Source organism: Vagococcus sp. 211 (assembly GCF_056322705.1).
The window spans coordinates 608,779-625,716 of sequence record NZ_CM150475.1; the positions used below are offsets into that span (position 1 = coordinate 608,779).

Consider the following 16,938-nt stretch of genomic DNA (forward strand, 5'->3'; position numbering starts at 1 on the left):
ATAAAGAAATTAAAAGGAAGAATTAAATGACTCAATATAAATTAGTAGCAACAGCAGCTAGTGGGATAGAAGCACTAGTTGGTAAAGAATTAAAAGATATGGGCATTGAGTGTCAAGTTGAGAACGGTAAAGCGATTTTCCACGGTGACCAAAAAACAATTGCCGAGGCCAATTTATGGCTACGTACAGCAGACCGTGTCAAAATTGTGGTAGGGGAATTTACAGCCACAACTTTTGAAGATTTATTCCAACAAGTTAAGGCTATTCCATGGGAAGATTTTTTACCAATGGATGCAGAATTTCCTGTAGCAGGAAAATCAATTAAATCAACACTATTTAGTGTGTCAGATTGCCAAGCCATTACAAAAAAAGCCATTGTTAACCGTTTAAGTGACTACTATTCACGTTATGGTCGTTTGCCAGAAACCGGGGCTAAATTCCCGATTGAAGTGGCTTTGTTAAAAGATAAAGTAACAATCACACTAGACACAACGGGACCAAGTTTGTTCAAGCGTGGTTACCGTTTAGAAAAAGGTGGGGCACCGCTTAAAGAAAATATGGCAGCAGCGATTGTTAGTCTAACAACGTGGAGAAAAGATCGTCCTTTCTATGATCCTGTTTGTGGTTCTGGAACATTTTGTATTGAAGCAGCTTTAATCGGCCGTAATATGGCACCAGGTCTTAATCGTGAGTTTTTATTTGAAGCTTGGCCGTGGTATGACAATAAAGTGTTAGAAGAAGCGAAAGCTGAAGCAAAAGCACAAATTGATTATGAGACAGAACTAGATATTCTAGGAACAGACATAGATCCTAAAATGATTGAGATTGCTAAACGTAACGCAGCAGAGATTGGCTTAGGAGATTCTATCTCATTTAAACAAATGAATTTAAAAGATTTTACAACAGATAAAGAGTATGGTGTCATTGTAGCGAATCCTCCTTATGGTGAACGTTTAGGAGAAGAAGAAGCTGTACGTCAACTATACAAAGTCATGGGAGACGTGTACCGTCCAATGACAACATGGAGTAAATACGTTTTAACAAGTGATTTAACTTTTGAGTCATATTATGGAGATAAAGCAACGAAAAAACGTAAATTATATAATGGTGCATTGAGAACCGATCTATTCCAATATTGGGGAACACGCCCACCAAGAAAACCAAGAACAGAAGGGTAGGAAACAAGGATGTCAAAAGAACAAGAGTTTTTAGATTATTTAAAAGAAATTTCTTTGTTAAATGAAGCTGTCGGCTTAGCAGAATGGGACAGCCAAACAGGGATGCCAGATGAAGGTGCGACGTACCGTGCTGAAATGTCGAGTTATTTATCAGGACTTGCTTTTGATAAATCTACCAACCAAACGATGGTGGACTATTTGACATATTTTGAAGAACATCCAGAAGAGTTATCAGAATTTGGCCGGGAAGTTTATGATAAAGCCAAAGAAAACTACGAATTGAATAATAAGATACCTGTGGCTCGTTTCCAAGAGTTCATGAAGCAAACATCTAATGCTCATAGCATTTGGGCTAAATCACGTGAGGCTAAAGATTATGGTGTGTTTAAAGACTCTTTAGAAACGATTATTAACATGACGAAAGAATTTATACCCTTATGGAAAAAAGAAGAAGCAACAGACTATGATGTGTTGTTAAATCAATACGAACCAGGCATGACAACCGCCATATTGGATCAAGTATTTGATCAAGTTAAAGAGGGCATTATGTCTATCCGCGAAACCTTAGAAAAAGAAGGGACTGCTCCAGACACTTCTTTTATTAATCGTGTGGTTCCTAAAGAAGTACAAGCTGAATTTGTAACCAAAGTGATTGAACAGTTAGGTTATGATTTTAATAAAGGTAGACTGGATGACACGATTCATCCATTTATGTTGAATCTGAACCGAAACGATGCTCGTATTACAACACGATGGGTTGAAGATGAGTTTGTGACCGCTGTATTTGGTACAATTCATGAAGCAGGTCATGGGATGTATGAGCAAAATGTGGATGCTAAATATGATTACACTCCTCTAGCGAGTGGTACCTCTATGGGGATTCATGAGTCACAATCGTTGTTTAATGAAATTATTGTGGGTGGTAGCCGTGCTTTTTGGAGCAAACAATACCCATTACTACAAGAACTTACAGGAGAGACATTCTCTGATATTTCATTTGACACGTTCTATGACGGATTGAAAGAAACGAAATCAAGTTTAGTTAGAATTGAAGCAGATTCGTTAACCTATCCATTACATATCATTATTCGTTATGAAATTGAAAAAATGATATTCAATGACAACATTGCTTTAGAAGATTTACCAACCATTTGGAACGATAAATACGAAGAGTACCTTGGTATTCGTCCAGAGAATGACTTAGAAGGTATTTTACAAGATGTTCACTGGTCAGGTGGAAGTTTTGGTTACTTCCCGTCATACGCCTTAGGATACATGTATGCGGCACAGTTGGCTCATGCTATGAATAAAGAATTCGATATGGAAGCAGTTCTTGCTTCAGATGATTATTCACCTATTCTAAATTGGTCAACGGAACACATCCACCAATACGGAAAATCAAGAAAACCAAATCAGTTGATTATGGATGCGACAGGGGAAGCCTTGAATCCAGCATACTTAATTGATTACATGCGTGACTTGTATTTTGATGTGTATAAAGTAACAACAAAATAATATAAAAAACCCTCCAATAAAAAATGGAGGGTTTTTTATTGTTTAAGATAGTTTATTTTATAAAACTGTGATAGAATTTAGGGTGAAAATGTGATGGATAAGGAGACAAGTGGAATGAAGATTGGTGCAATTGAAGCAGGCGGAACAAAATTTGTCTGTGCGGTCAGTGACTTAGAATTAAATATTGAGGAACGCATAAGTATTCCTACGAGAACACCAGAAGAAACCATGACAGAAGTGTTTGCCTTTTTCGACAAGCATGAGGTATCAGCTATTGGTATCGGTTCTTTTGGTCCTATAGATGTGAATAAAAAATCCGATACTTATGGCTATGTTACATCCACACCAAAAGTTGGATGGCAAGACTATCCTTTTCTTCCAGAAATGAAGAAACGTTATCCAGTACCAATGGCGTGGACAACAGATGTGAATGCAGCAGCCTTTGGAGAGTTGAAGAACGGTGCCGCTAAAGGGAAAGATAGTTGTATCTACATCACAGTCGGTACAGGTATTGGTGCAGGTATTGTCATTAATCAACAAGTCATTCATGGGTTTGGACATCCTGAAGCTGGCCATGTGAGAGTCTTGAGACATGAAGAGGATGAATTTAAGGGCACGTGTCCTTATCATGCTGATTGTTTGGAAGGTATGGCTGCAGGGCCAGCAATTGGTCAGCGTTTTAATACCAAAGCACAAAATCTTGATAGCACACATAAAGCTTGGGAAATCGAGGCCTATTACCTAGCACAAGCTTTGGTTGATTACACCTTAACAGTTTCCCCCGAAATGATTATTTTCGGTGGAGGAGTGATGAAACAGCAACAATTGTACCCACTTATCTACAAAGAATTTGAAACATGGATGAACGGATATGTTGCAGTTCCGAAATTAGAGGAGTATATTGTACCTTGTGCCTTAGGAGACAATGCTGGAATCACAGGGTGTTTATTATTAGCTAAGGAAGAGTTAATGAACGAAGAATAAAGTTGCAGATTTTCTGTGGCTTTTTTTATTTTCATTATATCTTGTGAAAAAAGTTTTTAACTTGTACAATGTATCATAGTGAAAATTAAAGAGATAAAAGGAGACCATCAGCATGGTTAGAAGAAGGAAAGACTGGAAACGAAATAAGATATCAACCGTCCAAATGATATCTGTGATGTTTTTAAGTATTATTATGATAGGATCGGTATTATTGTGGTTACCCTTTACTCAAGCGGCAAATCACCAAATTAGCTATATAGACGCGTTGTTTGTTGCGACCTCTTCTGTTTGTGTGACAGGACTGACACCGGTTGTCGTTGCAGATGTATTTAATCCAGTAGGTCATGCTATTATGTTACTATTGATTGAACTTGGTGGATTAGGTTTTATGTCAGTGGTGTTGCTAATTTCTTTAATGTTAAAACGAAGATTATCGTTACAATCTAGGTTAATTATTAAGGATATGTTGAATTTAGATAGCCATGGTGGTGTGGTTAAATTATTGAAGTTTGTGCTGAGATTCTCGGTGTTGGTTCAACTATTAGGTGCGTTGTTATTAAGCATTCAATTTGTGCCGGACTATGGCATGAAAAAAGGAATCTTTTATAGTGTGTTTCATTCCGTTTCTGCTTTTTGTAATGCCGGTTTTGACTTATTTGGGGACAGTTTAATGGGCTACCAAGATAATGGTTACGTGTTATTAATTATTTCTCTGCTCATCATCTCTGGTGGGTTTGGTTTCATTGTTTGGTACGACTTGATTCATTTTAAAAGGGAAGCTAGAATGTCCATTCATACGAAACTGGCTTTGATTGTGACAGGAACCTTATTACTTTTAGGAACCGTCGTCTTTTATTTAACAGAACCAACTGTAGATGAGAGTTTTCTAGCTAATTTATCGCATAGTTTCTTTTTAAGCGTGACACCAAGAACGGCAGGGTTTGCTTCAATTGATTATGGAACGATGACTTATGCCGGGATTATCTTAACGATTGTCCTCATGTTCATTGGGGGGACCTCAGGCTCGACAGCAGGGGGAGTTAAGACGACAACCATTGGAGTGTTAACCATCCAATTGATTAGTTTATTAAAGGGAAGAGAAGAAGCGGAAGTATTCGAGAGAACCATTCCTTTAAAAACCGTATTAAAATCATTTATGTTGGTTTTCTTTGCGAGTTTGATTTGTTTGGTGAGTTCGTTAATATTAGCTGTCACAGAGTACATACCAGAAAATTCTGGGATAGAGTATGTTTTATTCGAAGTGGTATCAGCTTTTGCGACGGTTGGATTAACCATGGGCTTAACGCCAGATCTAACCGTATTTGGTAAGTTTTTAATCATGTCGCTTATGTATATTGGGAGAGTTGGATTATACACAGTCGTCTTTTCGTTAGTGAAAAAAGAGCTTGTTTCACAAAGTAGTAAGTACATGTACCCTAAAGAAAATATTTTAATTGGATAAAATATTGAATTAAGGCTTTCATTTTTGAGATTATTTGTTAAAATAGGACAAGCATTTAAGTTTATATAAGGAGAGGATAGCATGTTAGAACAAGACAAATTGGCCCATTTAGAAAGAAGAAAGGGGTTCATTGCTGCCTTAGATCAAAGTGGGGGAAGTACACCAAGTGCTTTGCGTGCTTATGGGATTCCTGACAATACTTATCAGACAAAAGAAGAGATGTTTAATCTAGTGCATGACTTAAGAATGAGGATTGTCATGAATGATTACTTTGACGGTGATTATGTATTAGCAGCTATAATATTCAAAGACACGATGGAACGAAAAATTGCTGGGATGTATACAGCTGAGTATTTATGGGAAAAGAAACAAATACCAACGATTTTAAAAGTGGATGCAGGATTACAACATGAAACAGATGGCGTCCATTTGATGAAAGATATTGAGGATTTAGAAGAGTTATTAGAAAAAGCAAAAGAACACCATGTGTGTGGTGCTAAAGCACGTTCGACTATTTCTAAAGCCAATGAAAAAGGGATTAAAGCAGTGGTTGATCAACAATTCGCCTTAGCAGAAACCATTATAAAAAATGAACTCGTTCCTGTTATTACACCAGAAGTTGATGTTCACAGCCCTGAAAAAGCAGCAGCAGAAAAAATATTAAAAGCGTATCTTTTAGAAAAGTTAGACGCTTTAGAAACAAACATCAAAGTTATTCTAAAATTAAGCTTACCATCTGAAGATAATTTTTATGAAGAATTAATTAACCATCCTAAAGTTATGCATGTTTCGGCGCTTTCTGGAGGCTACAAACAAGCAGAAGCAGATCGTAAACTAGCGGCTAACCACGGTATGATTGCTAGTTTTTCAAGAGCTTTAGCAGAAGGATTGTCTTACCAAGAAACAGACATGGAGTTTGATATGGCTCTAAAAGAATCAGTAAGCTCTATTTATAACGCATCCATTCAATAAAAATAAAGTCTCTCTAGAGGCTTTATTTTTTTTGATAAAAGAGTGTCAAGATGTGGGATTGTTTGTTACACTCCTAGTATAGTAGCGGTTAGGTATAAGTAATAGAAAGGACGTGTTGGGATGAATAAAAAAAGATTAGGAACGAGCGATGTTTTTATAACACCCATTGGGTTAGGAACAAACGCTGTTGGTGGTCATAATTTGTACCCTCATTTAGATGAAGCTGAAGGGAAAGAATTGGTGAGAACAGCCATTAATGAAGGCGTTACTTTTTTAGACACTGCCTATATATATGGGGAGGGGCGATCAGAGGAATTAGTTGGCCAGGTTATGGGTGAGTTCAATCGATTAGACATTACCCTTGCCACCAAAGCAGCTCATGTTCCAGGAACCAGACTGAAAAGTAATCGCCCAGACTTTATCATTCAATCAGTAGAGGAAGCCTTAACTCGTTTACAGACAGATTATATCGACTTGTTTTACCTTCATTATCCTGATGAAACGACTCCTAAATACGAAGCGGTAGGAACGTTAGAACGATTAAGAGAAAAGGGATGGATTAGAAGTATAGGGCTATCTAATTTTAATGAGGCACAATTGTTAGAAGCCAATCAAGATGGTTATGTAGACGTTGTGCAAGATGAATATAACTTACTTCATAGAGGAAACGAGGAAACAAAGATGTCTTATTGTCAGAAGAACACTCTCTCCTTTATCCCTTATTATCCTTTGGCTTCTGGCTTATTAACGGGAAAATACACAAAAGAGCAACTATTTTTAGAAACAGATTTACGTTCTAAGAATCCAGATTTTAAAGGAGAACGGTTTGAGGCTGTGTGCAACAAAATCACACAATTACAACCCCTGAGTGACAAATATGAAACGGATATTACGAACTTAGTATTAGCTTGGTATCTTCACAGAGAAGACGTGACAGCCATCATCCCAGGGGCAAAAAATAGAGAGCAGGTAACACACAATATCAGGTGTCTAGACATAGCTATGACGCCAAGTGATTATCAAGCAATAAACGAATTATTTAGATAAGGAGATAAAATGAAAACATTAATTATAGTATCACATCCAGAATATTGGCATTCTGGAGGACAGCAATTCTTTAGAGAAAGTATCACAACCCTACCTGATGTGACCTTACATCATTTAGAAGGGCTTGACTCAGGTTATGAGATTCAGCAGGAGCAAGAATTATTAAAGTCTCATGACCGCATTATTTTACAATTTCCAATGTACTGGTATAGTTGCCCATATGCACTGAAAAAATGGCTAGATGACGTATTGACGAGTAGTCTTTACAAACAGGCTCTAAGAGGAAAAGAGTTAGGAATAGTAGTCACGTTAGGGGTAGCAGAAGCTAACTTTCAAGCAGGAGGCTCTGAACACTACACACTATCAGAGCTGTTGCGTCCATTTGAAGCCATTGCTAATAAATGTGGTATGACTTATTTACCTATTTTCTCAGTCTCTCAATTTTCATATCTGTCAGATAAGAAAAAAGAGGAACTTCTTGTAGCATATCAACGTTATATTACTCAAGGGAGTCAGGCTTCTTTTGTTGAGAGAGAAGAGTGGTTAGTAAAGAGGTTAGAAGCCCTAAAGGGGAGAGAAAAATACCCTATGATTTTAGAGAGTATTCAACAAAATCGAGAGTATCTAGATGATTTAAAACTCGCTTTAGAGGAGATGGATGTCTGATGAAGGTAGAAAAAGAATGGTTACTATCAGAAATAGTAAAAAAAATAGAAGCGTCTAAAACATACGAAGAGAAAGCTCTATTAAAAGAAGCTTTGGTTCTGGTTCAGGAGCAATACCAGCGTATTGAACAATCAGAAGGGCAATTAGATGGTAGTTTATGGAGCCCTAAAGATTGGTAGGAGGATTAACAAAGGTGTTTTTTAACTAGAATTATAGTATACTAATGACTAATACTTGATAATAAAAGGTGATGAATATGAAGAAAAAATACGTCCTTCTGTTAGTTGTGACAAGCTTATCCTTTCTCTTAATAAGCTGTGGAAAAACAACAACACCGCCAGCGAATCACACCGAGGAAACGTCGGTTGAAGGTATGGTAATTAAAGATACTGTAGAAAATAGAAAAGATATTATTAATAACATGATTATTGGTGAAAGTAAAATTAGTTTCAATAATGACCCTTTTGTCTTGTTGTCAGATGGTCAATTTACTCAAAGCTCTCTTTGGGGAACGTTTACAAGCCCAGAGCATAAACACTTGGTCTTACAAATGAATGCCTTTGATAAAGAACAAGAGATGTACGGGGAGATTGCCGGCTATGAATTAGAAGGCGAAGAGTGGGAAGAGAATGATTACGTTCAGTATCTAGGTGTGATGGAAGAAGCTATCCAAACATCTAAAGGAAACAAAGCAATCATGTATAAGGCACGTACAGGAGATGTTTTATTCTCTGTTGCTCTATTTAGTGATGATAAGTTAACTGATGCAGATATCATTTTATTAAAAACCCTCGCACAACAAATAACGATTGAGTACATAGGAGATCAAGTAACAAGCAATTAGACAGAATGAGCCTAATTGCTTGTTTTGTTTTCATATTGTTACTTTTTGTTACCTGATTGAGATACAGTAGTAATATTAGTAGAATATGATAAACGTGTGGAATTTTGTGGAGAAAGGAATTAGTTATATGGGGATTGCAATAAAAGGGGTATCAAAATCAGTCGATGGACTCTTAGTATTGAATGATATCGATTTACATTTTAAAGGCAAGACAATTTATGGATTATTAGGACAAAATGATTCTGGCAAAACAACATTAATGAGATTAATGACACAATTAAGATACCCATCAGAAGGATTTATTGAGATTGATGGTGTGGATATTTTTGACAACCCAAAAGTGTTAGAACAATTGTACTATCAAAGCAAGGACCCAATTTATGGGAAAAGAACGAAACTTGACAGTATTGTTAAGTGGATGTCAGAAGCATACGCAACATTTCAGCTAGAAGTGTGCCAACAATTAATGGGAAAATACCATTTAAGTGGTACTGACCGTTTTGGCCAATTATCATTGAAGAAACAAATGCTATTTAGAAGCTGTTTGGCTTTTAGTGTGGATGTGGATTATTTGTTATTAGATGAGCCTGTATACACGTTGGATGCGTATCATAGAAATGAATTGTATGAGGATTTACAAGCAAGTTACAACCGTTATCCGAAGACTATTATTTTATCCACACATGTGATTGATGAAATTGAAGACATGATCGAAAAAGTAGTCATGCTTGAAGATGGTCAAGTTCTAGTGGAAGGTTCGGTTAAGAAATTAGTATCCACCGCTTTTTCTGTGGAAGGACCAGAGAAAGATGTGAGAGAGTTTCTTCAAGGTAAACACATGTTGGGGCAAGAATACTTCGATGGAAAAATCAAAGCGTATTTCTTAGAAAGCGAACCGCTTGTGACGGATGGTTTAGAAATAGACATTGAATCCTTGAATTTACAAAACATGTTCATCCAATTAACCAAAGATATTTATCGTAAAAAGGAGATATCAAATGAGTCAAAAATTATTGATTAGCTCTCTTCTAAAAAAATACATGAAATGGGTGCTTTACTTTATTATCGGCTATTTTATTTGGTCGGTTGGTTTTATTACCTTATCTCACTTTTCTGTCATTGAAGGAAAAATGAGCGGGGTGAGTTATTATTTCAGCTTAGTAATGTTTGCTGTGACGTGGGTAACGGTTCAAAGAGGGTTAACTTATTTTAGTTATCACTCTTATTCAAGAAAACAAATTATGTCGATGTTATTAGTAGTACAAGTGATATTGAGTGTGATAGGTGGTTTATTGCTAATCGGTCATCAGTTGTTAGTTAAACACACCATCATCTCTCGTTGGTTTGATTACGAAGATACGATAACTAATGTCTATGTCAAACCGTTAATTCAACATGACCTATTAGAAATGCTCGTAACCTTTATTTTATTATCGGTTTTACTTTTCTTTGTTTTACAAATAGCCAATACATTAGCTCTTGTAACGTATGGTATATCGGTCAATAAATGTGTTCTTAGTATTGGTATCACTACCTTAGTCGTATTGGGCCTTGTTTTTAGTTTGAAATACTGGCCAGCGTCATTGGTGAGTTATAGTATTGGAACCATTAGTTTTATTTTAGGAAATAATGCTTGGGCATTACCAAATATTGTAATTCCTTATACATTAATGGCTCTTTTATCAGTCATGATGATAGTGTTGAACTACAAAAAAATAGTAACCAAAGAAATTAATTTATTATAGTTATGTGAAAGAAGAGGCTTGGGCCTCTTTTTTTATGTGTGCTATAATAAGACAATATTAAGTTAGATGGATGAAGGGCGTGTACAGAATGAAGACAGTAGTTAATTTTCGCGATATTGGTAACTTAGAGACCAAGAACCATACTAAAGTTAAGAGCCAACATTTTTTCCGAAGTGGTGAAATTGTTAACGTGCATCAATCAGATGTGGACCGGTTATTAACGGATTATAAATTAAAAACAATCGTCGATTTTAGGGGCGAAGCAGAAACAAAGGAACGCCCAGATGATAGCATTGAAGGCATAAAATATGTTAACATTGATATCTTAAAAGATGCTAAAGAACAAGGAGCTAGTATGGAAGAGCTCGTTAATAGCAAACATACTGCTGATGTTGGAATGATGCGTCTTTATGAAGAACTGATATTAACACCAGGGGCAAAAAAAGGGTATCAAGAGTTTTTAGAGTTAGTTATTTCAGAGCCTGATAATCCAATGTTGTTTCATTGTTTTGCTGGAAAAGATCGAACAGGAATGGGGGCTGCATTGATTCTAAGTGCGCTAGATGTACCCAAAGAAGCGATTCTGAAAGATTACTTAATAACAAACGTGTCTCGTAGGGCAGCCAATGATTTGATCATAGAAGATTTGAGACAAAAAGGATTAACTGAGGCGCAGCTAAAAGAAGTAGATATTTTAATGAGCGTTGATGAACGTTATTTAGAACACTCCCTTACTTTGATGAAAGAAGAGTATGGTGGGATAAATGAGTACATCACGGATGCTTTAAATATGCCAAAGAGCTTCTTCAATGACATGAAATCAGCTTTTACCGCTTAAAAAAACGCGAAGGATTAAGAGGAAACCTCTTCATTTTTCGCGTTTTTTTCTAATGATAGTAGGTATTCTTTAATCATTAAGCCTTCTGATGAGTGTCCCATATAGCCAGTAAGTTTACCATTTTTTCCAATGACCCTGTGACAAGGAATCAGTATTGGTAACGGATTTTTTTTATTGGCTTGCCCGATTGCTTGGCAGGCTTTGGGTTGACTAATAGCGTCACCAATGTCTTGGTATGTCACTATTTGGCCATAAGGAATGTGTCGCAAAGCTTGCCAAACTGTGCACTGAAAAGGCGTTCCAGTGATATCTAAGGGAACAGTGAAGGTTGTCAGCTGTTGAGAAAAGTATAAGTCTAATTCTTGTTTTAATTGATTGAGGTACTGGGTTTGTTTAATAGAGTGCTCTTGTTGTAAACAGACTGTGTCAGGATTGAAAGAAATGGACCGGATACCTTGGTCAGTCGCTATCACGCCTAACTGAAACAAGGGATGTGAATAGATCATAAATACCGCCTCCTTATAAACAACATCATATCCGAAAAGAATAAATTATGATAGTATAAAATGGAAGAAACAGGAGAGGTAGTTACCCATGACAGAAACAATACATATCATTCATACCAATGACCTTCATTCACACTTTGAACATTGGCCTAAAATAAGACGTTATATCACGCATCGCCAGGCAGAGTTAAGAGAGGAAAATAGCCCTTATTTGACTTTGGATTTGGGGGATTTTATGGATAGAGTGCATCCCTTTACAGAAGCGACAGATGGGCGAGGGAATGTCGAATTATTAAATCATATTTCCTATGATTTGGTGACACTTGGGAACAACGAGGGCATCACAAACAGTAAAGAAGAATTGGATAATTTATTTAATGAAGCAACCTTTGAGGTATTGTTAAGTAATTTAGAGAACCCAGATGGCAGTTATCCTCAATGGCTAATCCCTGAGAAAATAATAGTGACACCTGAAGGAACAAAAATTGGTGTATTAGCACTAACAGCTTACATGCCCTTATCTTATGTTCCTTTTGGTTGGAATATTAGAGAACCCTTATCTGTGTTAGAAGAACGTGTTCCTCATCTTAGAAAAAAGGTAGATGTGCTGCTATTAATGTCTCACTTAGGTATGCCAGATGACAAAGAAATAGCCATGCTCTACCCTGAAATAGATGTGATCATCCAATCCCATACGCATCATCTCTTAAAAGAAGGGCTGACTGTGAATCGCAGTTTGCTTGCCGCAGCAGGGCGCTTTGGAGAATATGTAGGGGAAGTAACGTTAACCATTGAAAAGGGGCAGATACTAGAAAAAAAGGCGGGAGTTCAACAGGTTTCGCTACTGGAAGAGAGTCCTTCTGATGCTTTGGAGATTGATACCTATTTAGTTAAAGGCAACACCTTATTAGAAGGAGAGGTAGTGACAACCTTGCCCGTCCCATTATTAAAACAAAACACATTGATTGAAACCACGCTAGAAGCAATGAAAGATCAGTCAGGGTGTGACGTGGCCTTGGTTAATTCTGGGTTGTTTTTAACAGATTTAGAGACGGGGCCAGTGTCTAAAAAAACACTACACGATTGCCTACCTCATCCAATGAATTTAATCAAAGTCCGTTTAAAAGGAAAAGATGTGATTCGATTGGTGAAAGAAATTGAAAAAAACAGAGATTTTTTACGTTTTTTTAAAGTAGTTGGCATGAAATTTAGAGGGAATATTTTTGGTGAAATATGGTATGATGGAATCACTTATGAAAAACATACTGGTAAAATATTATGGCGTGAACAAGAGATTGAAAGCGAAGAGATGTATGAACTTGTAACCGTGGATCATTTAGCGTTTCTTCCTTTCTTTCCAACCATAGAAATTGCCGGAGAGATTACATTATTAGGCCCTGACTTTTTAAGAACAGTCTTAGGGATATATTTGAATAAAAAATACAAAAGAGAGTAAAGAACTGATGGTGGTGAAAACATGTCTGATAAAAGAAATAGACGTACAAAGAAGCAAAAAGAGGAAGTAGTAGAAACAACAGAAGAAGCGGTTGTAGAAGAAGTGGTTGTAGATCAAGCGTTGCTTGATTTGTTAGCAAGTTATGATCCAAAAGGGTTTAAATTAGGTAATGGAGAGTATCGTTTAGTCAAGGAGTACCGTGAGGGATTTGATTACGAGGCGTTGATCAAACGCTACACGGATATCTTAGAAAAATACGATTATATTGTAGGAGATTGGGGATATGACCAACTTCGTTTAAAAGGTTTTTTTAAAGATGATTTTAAAAGTGCCCCTATTGATGCAAAAATTAGTACATTAGAGGATTACTTGTATGAATATTGTAACTTTGGTTGTGCGTATTTTGTTATAGAGCAAACAGGAGAGTTCAAGCGTCGTGGGCGTTCCAACTCATCTAATGCTAAGAAGAAACCACACACACCAAACAATAAAGGGAAAAATCCAGCTCATGTATCAGAAAAACGATACGACACAAATAAACCAAAACGTAAACCCAAATATAACCAGCAGGCTTCTAAGTCTAAAAAACAAGGGCCAGCCAAAAAAGAAACCCCAAAAGAGACGTCACACAAAAAAACAAGCAACCAAAATCGTCATTTTACGATTAAACAAAAAGATAACAGTTAGGAGCATATTATGACATACAAAGGTTATTTAATTGATTTAGATGGGACGATTTATTTAGGCAATCAACCAATACCAGCAGGTAAGCGATTTGTTGAACGTTTACAAGAAAAAGGGCTTCCTTTTTTATTTTTGACAAATAATACAACCAAAACACCAGAAGCGGTGATGAGCCGTTTGAGTTCTGATTTTGATATTCATGTAGGCGTAGAGACAATCTACACAGCTACTCTTGCAACGGTGGATTATATGAATGATAGAAACAAGGGGAATAAAGTTTATATCATTGGAGAATCTGGGTTGAAGGAAGGCATTTTGTCAGCTGGGTATGAAGTAGATGACGTAAATCCCGACTATGTAGTTGTAGGACTGGACACAAATCTAACATATGAGATGTTAGCAGTAGCCACATTAGCAATAAAAAAAGGAGCTCATTTTATTGGAACAAACCCAGATAAAAACATTCCAACGGATAGAGGATTAATGCCTGGAGCGGGTAGTTTAATCAGCTTAATTGAGACTTCAACGCAGACAAAAGCAGTGATAATTGGCAAACCTGAAGCGATTATTATGTCTTCTGGCTTAAAGCGTTTGGGATTGGATAAGAGAGACGTTGCTATGGTGGGGGATAATTACGAGACAGATATTCAAGCAGGCATTAAAAACGGTGTAGACACAGTGCTTGTTTTGACAGGATTTACAAGAGCAGACCAGGTGGCTACATTGCCTGTGGCACCGACTCATGTAGTGAATCAGTTAGATGATTGGTTGATAGGTTAATGGGACTAAAGAGAAATCTATTAACCGTTGTGTTGGTTTTATTTATTGTGACAGTAGCGATTACCTTCACAATTAATGCCAGGTGGCTTTATCAATGGGACATTAATTACCTTAACATTTTAAATAATGTGGACGTGAATCGCCGAGAGTTGTTGCTAAATTATGATGAGCTGATGCGTTACTTGAATTTATTTTGGGTGAATCCCTTAGTAATGCCTGATTTTCCAACCTCAGATATGGGAGCTTTTCATTTTTTTGAAGTGAAAAAACTCTTCCAGTTAAATTATCTTGTATTGGCTATGACGAGTATTCCTAGTGTGTGGTTTATTCTAACAATGATAAAAGAAAAAACCATGTGGTTACTCATACGCCCCTTTACTTATATTTTAACAGGGATTGGGGTTATCTTATTTGGTATGTTAGTCGCTTTTGATGCCTTTTTTGTGTTATTCCATTCGGTCTTTTTCAATAACGACGCTTGGATATTTGATCCATACACAGACCCTATAATCTTAGCATTACCCCAAGATTATTTTTTACACTGCTTTATATTATTCTTTGTCTTACTTGTAACTTTGTTGTTAATAGGTATATTAGTAGGAAAAGGACAACTGAAACAACAAAAAAACAATCAAAACCTGGTTTAATCTAGGTTTTGATTGTTTTTTTAGTTAGGCATTGAATGGGCTAAGCGGCTAGCTGCAGCAGCTGCGATAGCACCAACAATATCATCAAGGAAAGTATGAACGCGGCCATTATCATGGTCGTTTAATTCTTTTAAGATACCAGGTTTTACTTTATCGATGTAACCATAGTTCGTAAAGCCGATAGAACCATACACATTCACGATAGATAAAGCCATAATCTCGTCAATACCATATAAACTCTCGTCTGTTTCAACGATTTCTTGTAAGGGTTGAATCATTTTACCTTCTTCAGCCAGAATATCTAATTGTATCCCAGTTAAGATGGCGTTTTGAACTTCTCGTTTTTCGAGAACAGCTTCTATCATGTCCTCACAGGTTGATAGTTGCAAGTCTTCTACGTATTTTTCTTGTAGAAAATAGACAAGTTCAGCCATGTCTTTTAATGTAACGCCTCGTTCTTCAAGTAATTTTCGAGCACTTTGATTAACGTTTTCTTTTTTGATTGTCATATGTTTAATCCACCTTTATTTAATAGTCCTAGTATACCTAATTTGAAAAAGAGATGCAATTATTGGTATAAGCTTGTACTATGCATAGGTTGCACACGCTCTTTGGGGTTAATAAAATGCATGGCGTTGTTCACAGCGGTTGGCGCTTCACCAAACCCTGTGGCAATTAATTTAACTTTCCCGTCATAAGTCGAGATATCCCCAATAGCAAAGACTCCTGGAATACTCGTTGAGGTATTAGATTGTGTCAAGATTGAGCTTCCTTTAAAGTCTAAGGGCCATTTTTTGATGGGTCCAAGAGAAGAAGAAAAGCCATAATTCACAATTAAGTCATCAATAACTAGTTTTTCTTCAATGTCTTCTTTCGGGTTCAAGAGTGTTAATGATTCTAAACCTTTGTCAGATTGGTTTAATTGATCAATGACAAAAGGTGTTTTTAATTGAACAGAAGAACGCATTAATTGTGTCACACTGTGTTCGTGAGCTCGGAAAGTAGGACGACGGTGAATTAAGGTCACAGAACGAGCTATGTCTTCAAGCATTAGGGCCCAGTCAACAGCTGAGTCACCGCCACCACAGATAGCAATGTCCTTATCTTGGAAGACGGTCATATCTTGAATATAGTAATGCAATTGTTTTCCTTCAAGTTGTTCGTGCCCTTCAACAGCGAGTCTCCTAGGTTGAAAAGAGCCGTTTCCGGCCGCAATAATGACGGTCTTTGAAAGATGACGTCCTTTTGTCGTTGTCAGCTCAATCACGCCTTCTTTTTCGACGATATCTAAAACTTCCTCATTGAGGAAAAGGTCTTGCTGAAAAGGTTCTATTTGTTTGATGAGTGAATCCACAAGATCCTGTGCTTTTACTTTTGGGTATCCAGCAATATCGAAAATATATTTTTCTGGATAAAGCAGAGAAAGCTGTCCTCCAAGAGAAGGCAACACCTCGATTACTTTTGTTTTGGCTTGTCTCATTCCTGCATAAAAGGCTGCGAATAATCCTGCAGGACCACCGCCTATAATGGTAATATCATAAATTTCTTCAGTCATTGTTTGTACTCCTTTAAGGTCATTCCTTCGTAAGTATAAGATAAATAGAAATAAAATGG

Annotated in this window: 19 protein-coding genes; 16 read left to right on the forward strand and 3 right to left on the reverse strand. The window is 36.8% G+C overall.

The annotated features are described in order from the left end of the window. The first annotated feature begins 26 nt into the window (after positions 1-26). From ACVWM0_RS02995 to ACVWM0_RS03050, 12 genes are all read left to right on the forward strand, one after another. Positions 27-1,178, forward strand: coding sequence for a THUMP domain-containing class I SAM-dependent RNA methyltransferase (locus ACVWM0_RS02995; RefSeq protein ID WP_476473163.1), 1,152 nt, complete (start codon positions 27-29; stop codon positions 1,176-1,178). 9 nt (positions 1,179-1,187) lie between these two features. Beyond that, positions 1,188-2,693 (forward strand): carboxypeptidase M32, encoded by a 1,506-nt coding sequence (locus ACVWM0_RS03000; RefSeq protein WP_476473164.1) that lies wholly within the window; start codon positions 1,188-1,190, stop codon positions 2,691-2,693. 114 nt (positions 2,694-2,807) lie between these two features. Next, complete coding sequence (locus tag ACVWM0_RS03005; RefSeq protein ID WP_476473165.1) at positions 2,808-3,677, forward strand: ROK family protein; 870 nt, start codon at positions 2,808-2,810, stop codon at positions 3,675-3,677. 112 nt (positions 3,678-3,789) lie between these two features. Continuing rightward, the gene (locus ACVWM0_RS03010) at positions 3,790-5,139 is read left to right on the forward strand and encodes a TrkH family potassium uptake protein (RefSeq protein ID WP_476473166.1); all 1,350 of its coding nucleotides are present in this window, start codon (positions 3,790-3,792) and stop codon (positions 5,137-5,139) included. 81 nt (positions 5,140-5,220) lie between these two features. Continuing rightward, positions 5,221-6,111, forward strand: coding sequence for a fructose bisphosphate aldolase (locus ACVWM0_RS03015; RefSeq protein ID WP_476473167.1), 891 nt, complete (start codon positions 5,221-5,223; stop codon positions 6,109-6,111). Positions 6,112-6,231: 120 nt separating this feature from the next. Beyond that, the gene (locus ACVWM0_RS03020; protein ID WP_476473168.1) at positions 6,232-7,158 is read left to right on the forward strand and encodes an aldo/keto reductase; all 927 of its coding nucleotides are present in this window, start codon (positions 6,232-6,234) and stop codon (positions 7,156-7,158) included. A gap of 9 nt (positions 7,159-7,167) precedes the next feature. Beyond that, positions 7,168-7,824, forward strand: a complete 657-nt coding sequence (locus tag ACVWM0_RS03025) for an NAD(P)H-dependent oxidoreductase (RefSeq protein ID WP_476473169.1) — start codon at positions 7,168-7,170, stop codon at positions 7,822-7,824. Beyond that, positions 7,824-8,003, forward strand: coding sequence for a hypothetical protein (locus tag ACVWM0_RS03030; RefSeq protein WP_476473170.1), 180 nt, complete (start codon positions 7,824-7,826; stop codon positions 8,001-8,003). The genes ACVWM0_RS03025 and ACVWM0_RS03030 overlap by 1 nt, the downstream gene beginning before the upstream one ends. Before the next feature lie 77 nt (positions 8,004-8,080). Next, complete coding sequence (locus tag ACVWM0_RS03035; protein ID WP_476473171.1) at positions 8,081-8,668, forward strand: hypothetical protein; 588 nt, start codon at positions 8,081-8,083, stop codon at positions 8,666-8,668. 127 nt (positions 8,669-8,795) lie between these two features. Further along, a complete protein-coding gene (locus ACVWM0_RS03040; protein WP_476473172.1) occupies positions 8,796-9,689 on the forward strand; it encodes an ATP-binding cassette domain-containing protein in 894 nt (297 codons plus the stop codon). Then, positions 9,667-10,413, forward strand: coding sequence for a hypothetical protein (locus ACVWM0_RS03045; RefSeq protein ID WP_476473173.1), 747 nt, complete (start codon positions 9,667-9,669; stop codon positions 10,411-10,413). Before ACVWM0_RS03040 ends, ACVWM0_RS03045 begins: the two co-directional genes overlap by 23 nt. 88 nt (positions 10,414-10,501) lie before the next feature. After that, a complete protein-coding gene (locus tag ACVWM0_RS03050) occupies positions 10,502-11,251 on the forward strand; it encodes a tyrosine-protein phosphatase (RefSeq protein WP_476473174.1) in 750 nt (249 codons plus the stop codon). A gap of 14 nt (positions 11,252-11,265) precedes the next feature. Here the strand turns inward: ACVWM0_RS03050 and ACVWM0_RS03055 are convergent, their stop codons facing one another. Beyond that, entirely contained in the window at positions 11,266-11,757 is a 492-nt protein-coding gene (locus ACVWM0_RS03055) for a methylated-DNA--[protein]-cysteine S-methyltransferase (RefSeq protein WP_476473175.1), read from the reverse strand. 88 nt (positions 11,758-11,845) lie between these two features. On the opposite strand from ACVWM0_RS03055, the gene ACVWM0_RS03060 reads away from it, so the two are divergent. From ACVWM0_RS03060 to ACVWM0_RS03075, 4 genes are read left to right on the forward strand one after another with little or no spacing between them, the layout of a single operon-like run. Then, entirely contained in the window at positions 11,846-13,213 is a 1,368-nt protein-coding gene (locus tag ACVWM0_RS03060) for a bifunctional metallophosphatase/5'-nucleotidase (RefSeq protein ID WP_476473176.1), read from the forward strand. Positions 13,214-13,234: 21 nt separating this feature from the next. Next, entirely contained in the window at positions 13,235-13,900 is a 666-nt protein-coding gene (locus tag ACVWM0_RS03065) for a YutD family protein (RefSeq protein WP_476473177.1), read from the forward strand. A 9-nt stretch (positions 13,901-13,909) separates the two neighbouring features. Further along, positions 13,910-14,677 carry a TIGR01457 family HAD-type hydrolase gene (locus tag ACVWM0_RS03070; RefSeq protein WP_476473178.1) on the forward strand — a complete coding sequence of 256 codons (768 nt, stop codon included), beginning with the start codon at positions 13,910-13,912 and terminating at the stop codon, positions 14,675-14,677. Further along, the gene (locus tag ACVWM0_RS03075) at positions 14,677-15,324 is read left to right on the forward strand and encodes a TIGR01906 family membrane protein (RefSeq protein WP_476473179.1); all 648 of its coding nucleotides are present in this window, start codon (positions 14,677-14,679) and stop codon (positions 15,322-15,324) included. The genes ACVWM0_RS03070 and ACVWM0_RS03075 overlap by 1 nt, the downstream gene beginning before the upstream one ends. 20 nt (positions 15,325-15,344) lie before the next feature. Here the strand turns inward: ACVWM0_RS03075 and ACVWM0_RS03080 are convergent, their stop codons facing one another. Together ACVWM0_RS03080 and ACVWM0_RS03085 are read right to left on the reverse strand one after the other, a co-directional pair. Further along, a complete protein-coding gene (locus ACVWM0_RS03080) occupies positions 15,345-15,833 on the reverse strand; it encodes a phosphatidylglycerophosphatase A family protein (RefSeq protein ID WP_476473180.1) in 489 nt (162 codons plus the stop codon). A 59-nt stretch (positions 15,834-15,892) separates the two neighbouring features. Beyond that, complete coding sequence (locus tag ACVWM0_RS03085) at positions 15,893-16,879, reverse strand: NAD(P)/FAD-dependent oxidoreductase (RefSeq protein WP_476473181.1); 987 nt, start codon at positions 16,877-16,879, stop codon at positions 15,893-15,895. Positions 16,880-16,938: the final 59 nt, after the last annotated feature.

Coding starts and splice junctions, on each gene's coding strand:
- ACVWM0_RS03030 (WP_476473170.1), top strand. CDS start 7,824: ATGAAGGTAGAAAAAGAATGGTTACTATCAGAAATAGTAAAAAAAATA.
- ACVWM0_RS03055 (WP_476473175.1), bottom strand. CDS start 11,757: ATGATCTATTCACATCCCTTGTTTCAGTTAGGCGTGATAGCGACTGAC.
- ACVWM0_RS03040 (WP_476473172.1), top strand. CDS start 8,796: ATGGGGATTGCAATAAAAGGGGTATCAAAATCAGTCGATGGACTCTTA.
- ACVWM0_RS03035 (WP_476473171.1), top strand. CDS start 8,081: ATGAAGAAAAAATACGTCCTTCTGTTAGTTGTGACAAGCTTATCCTTT.
- ACVWM0_RS03050 (WP_476473174.1), top strand. CDS start 10,502: ATGAAGACAGTAGTTAATTTTCGCGATATTGGTAACTTAGAGACCAAG.
- ACVWM0_RS03075 (WP_476473179.1), top strand. CDS start 14,677: ATGGGACTAAAGAGAAATCTATTAACCGTTGTGTTGGTTTTATTTATT.
- ACVWM0_RS03070 (WP_476473178.1), top strand. CDS start 13,910: ATGACATACAAAGGTTATTTAATTGATTTAGATGGGACGATTTATTTA.
- ACVWM0_RS03000 (WP_476473164.1), top strand. CDS start 1,188: ATGTCAAAAGAACAAGAGTTTTTAGATTATTTAAAAGAAATTTCTTTG.
- ACVWM0_RS03005 (WP_476473165.1), top strand. CDS start 2,808: ATGAAGATTGGTGCAATTGAAGCAGGCGGAACAAAATTTGTCTGTGCG.
- ACVWM0_RS03085 (WP_476473181.1), bottom strand. CDS start 16,879: ATGACTGAAGAAATTTATGATATTACCATTATAGGCGGTGGTCCTGCA.
- ACVWM0_RS03010 (WP_476473166.1), top strand. CDS start 3,790: ATGGTTAGAAGAAGGAAAGACTGGAAACGAAATAAGATATCAACCGTC.
- ACVWM0_RS03015 (WP_476473167.1), top strand. CDS start 5,221: ATGTTAGAACAAGACAAATTGGCCCATTTAGAAAGAAGAAAGGGGTTC.
- ACVWM0_RS03025 (WP_476473169.1), top strand. CDS start 7,168: ATGAAAACATTAATTATAGTATCACATCCAGAATATTGGCATTCTGGA.
- ACVWM0_RS03060 (WP_476473176.1), top strand. CDS start 11,846: ATGACAGAAACAATACATATCATTCATACCAATGACCTTCATTCACAC.
- ACVWM0_RS03020 (WP_476473168.1), top strand. CDS start 6,232: ATGAATAAAAAAAGATTAGGAACGAGCGATGTTTTTATAACACCCATT.
- ACVWM0_RS03045 (WP_476473173.1), top strand. CDS start 9,667: ATGAGTCAAAAATTATTGATTAGCTCTCTTCTAAAAAAATACATGAAA.
- ACVWM0_RS02995 (WP_476473163.1), top strand. CDS start 27: ATGACTCAATATAAATTAGTAGCAACAGCAGCTAGTGGGATAGAAGCA.
- ACVWM0_RS03080 (WP_476473180.1), bottom strand. CDS start 15,833: ATGACAATCAAAAAAGAAAACGTTAATCAAAGTGCTCGAAAATTACTT.
- ACVWM0_RS03065 (WP_476473177.1), top strand. CDS start 13,235: ATGTCTGATAAAAGAAATAGACGTACAAAGAAGCAAAAAGAGGAAGTA.